Source organism: Alkalitalea saponilacus, from assembly GCF_900168165.1.
In the GTDB taxonomy this organism is placed as follows: Bacteria; Bacteroidota; Bacteroidia; order Bacteroidales; family Marinilabiliaceae; genus Natronoflexus; species Natronoflexus saponilacus.
Genome location: NZ_FUYV01000021.1, coordinates 1 through 3,158 on the forward strand (window position 1 = coordinate 1; position 3,158 = coordinate 3,158).

The window sequence follows — 3,158 nt, forward strand, 5'->3', positions numbered from 1 at the left end:
ATCGTAATAGGTACAGAGTACCGACATCATAATAGCCACAGAGTACCGACATCAGAATAGGTACAGAGTACCGGCATCATAATAGGTACAGAGCACCGACATCGTAATAGGTACAGAGTATCGATATCGTAATAGGTACAGAGTACCGACATCATAATAGGTAGCAATAAGCAGTGTTCAGTGAGCAAACCTTTCCTGCCTTGCAGGTACCGATATTCGGCATTCTGTATCACTTCAACTTCGCTGCGCAACCATAAACTATCAACCCTAAACCTTCAAACCTATCCAACGTTCCCCTTCCTACGTGTCTCAAAATCTAGGTAAATCATGCTAAATAAAACACTTTTGATTTAGTATTTTTTACTAACTTTACTTCAATTATTATAATGTTTTAATTGCAAGTATAGATAATGAAACAACAATTAAAAGAGATAATATTAGAAAACCAACAATTTGATCCCGGGACAATTATTGAGCGGGACTATATCCAAATTCCGCTCAACACCGGAATGATTATTAGCATTGTAGGAGCGCGCCGCAGTGGAAAGACCTTCTTATTGTATTATTTAATCGCCCAACTAAAAAAAGAAGGACTACCGGCCGAGCAAATTGTTTTTATTAATTTCGAAGATGAGCGTTTGAACCTAAAACAAACAGATCTGGATTTCATATTACAGGCATATCAGGAGCTATTTCCTGACCTGGATTTGCAAAAAACCTGTTTCTTTTTTGATGAAATACAAAATGTAGATGGTTGGGAAAAATTTATCCGTCGTGTTTACGATACCAAATCCAGAAACATCTATGTAACCGGCTCCAATTCCCGGTTGTTGAGTACTGAAATAGCCACCGAATTAAGAGGGCGTACAGTCAGTTACACCATTTATCCTTTTAGTTTTTCAGAATTTGTTAAATCTCATAACGGACCTGACAACAATAACACGCAACTCAACCGCGCTAAACGAATTAATCTGGCCGAACAATTTATGCTTGAAGGAGGATTTCCTGAATTAGTAAGATTTGAACAACCTTTTAAAGTAAAAATTCTTCAGGAGTATTTTAATGTAATGATCTATCGGGACATTGTTGAGCGCTATGCCATTTCAAATACGGAAGTGCTTAAATATTTTATTAAGAAAATATTTTCAGCAGTCACCGGCCCATTGTCTGTTAACAAAATCTATAATGACTTAAAATCAATGGGATATAAAGTTAGTAATAAGTACCTGTATGAATATCTTGATTATTGCAACAACGTTTTCCTGACTCAAAGCATCAATAAATATGATTTCTCGGAAATCAAACAAGCCAAAAGCGACAAGAAAGTTTACGTAATAGACAATGGCTTACTAAATGCCATCGACTACAGCGTTTCAGAAAACAGGGGGAAGCTTCTGGAAAATATGGTCGCAATGGAGTTTCTTAAACAGGGCAAAAAACTTTACTATTACAAAGATCATACAGAATGCGATTTCATCGTTCAGGAACAAAGAGACCTTATACCTGTTCAGGTTTCACATACGATAAAAGAATCCGCAACACGTTCGAGAGAAGTTAAAGGCCTGGTTAATGCCTGCAAATACCTTGGAGTTGACCATGGAACAATAATAACCTTTGATGAAGAAGAAACCATATCAGAATCATCATGTAAAATAAATGTGATACCATTTTACAAATATTTCTGATCAGGCAAAACATCACCATCCTACCCCCACAATTTCGCATAGCAGCAAACATGCGTCTAATACATTAGGAATTCCCTCTGCAACCCAGCATTCCCACCTTGGGGGGCCAAGGGGGCGAAAATTCCTTGAATAAAAGGGTCACAGGACAAAACTACCGCAAGCAGGAGAGTATATTCTTTTATCGACAAACATTCGCCACATTATTTTAATAGATGTCGCACCTACGGCGCTTTTATGTACATTACGCATTATAACACGGGGCTTCACCCCGTGCTATCGGGATATCGCACCTACGGCGCTTGAGCTGCAATATATAGAATTTCTTCTGCAACGCAGCATCCCCCCCTGGGGGGTTAGGGGGCGAAACCAGCAGAAGCTATTGAGAAATTTCACTGTATATTGATGGGATGACTTTGAGTCATCCCATCAATTGAATCTCTTTTATCGATATACATACATTCGAACAAATGTTTTCAAATAAATCAAACTTTCCATTTAAATGAATTATTTCTAAATTTGTATTATGTGTAAGGATAGATTAATAACAGGAATAACAGTTACTCAACAAATGAGTAAAGCCAGGTTTATCTTGAACAATTTGGTTATACCCAAAGAAGAACTATTCCAAATCCGTAAGAAAAAAGGTAAGCTTAGCTCTGAACTTCAAAATGCACTTAAATCAAATGCCTGATTTAATAATTATTGCAGGTTGTAACGGTGCTGGTAAGTCCACATACGCATCCTCTTTTCTTCCCGAAGGTTTAACCTCCTTTGATTATGACAGAGTCTATCTGGAGAATTACAATAGTTTACCCGATAGTGAATTTAGAGAAGTATTCGCTAAAGATTAAACAACTAAAAGCTTTGAATCTTCAATTGATAAAGCATTGTTTAACAAATTAGATTTTTGCTACGAAACAAATTTTGATTCCCATCCAATATATTGGCCACAGATATTCAGAAAAAATGGATATCAAATAAACTTGATTTTCTTTTGTTTAGATAATTAGGAAATTGCCAAACACAGGATTCAGGTGCGAACCGAATTTAAAGGCCATTTTGTCGATAATAAAACAATTGATTTAAAATGGAAAGCTGGGTATAAAAATGTAAACCTACATTTTCAATATTTCGATAATATTTTATTCGTTGATAACTCAAGACACAACGAAATATATTCAAACCTGTTGCAAATTGAAAAGGGAGAAATAGTTTTGATGACAGAAAAAATACCATACTATTTTAGTCATCGACTGCCTGAAATTTATAAGTTAATCCATACTTAAAAATTAGAAACCACTTTATACATACATGCAGAATACTTCTGCAACGCAGCATTCCCCTTTGGGGGTTTGGGGGCGAAGCCTCCCTGGAACCAAGAAATAAAAATAGAAAACAACCAACTTACATTTCGGTGCGCTGCACCTTACATCAAAACTGTAACACATATTCTATCAATATCACGCGGCTCTG

2 protein-coding genes are annotated in these 3,158 nt (G+C 36.4%); both read left to right on the forward strand.

Features of this window, described 5'->3' with window-relative positions; all coding sequences use genetic code 11:
- Positions 1-410: 410 nt before the first annotated feature.
- Positions 411-1,685 carry an ATP-binding protein gene (locus B5X70_RS15050; protein WP_079558734.1) on the forward strand — a complete coding sequence of 425 codons (1,275 nt, stop codon included), beginning with the start codon at positions 411-413 and terminating at the stop codon, positions 1,683-1,685.
- Positions 1,686-2,368: 683 nt separating this feature from the next.
- Entirely contained in the window at positions 2,369-2,536 is a 168-nt protein-coding gene (locus B5X70_RS18080) for a hypothetical protein (RefSeq protein ID WP_157666549.1), read from the forward strand.
- Positions 2,537-3,158: the final 622 nt, after the last annotated feature.

Excerpts from the sequence above, each read along its gene's own strand:
- B5X70_RS15050 (WP_079558734.1), top strand. The coding sequence starts at position 411 with ATGAAACAACAATTAAAAGAGATAATATTAGAAAACCAACAATTTGAT.
- B5X70_RS18080 (WP_157666549.1), top strand. The coding sequence starts at position 2,369 with ATGCCTGATTTAATAATTATTGCAGGTTGTAACGGTGCTGGTAAGTCC.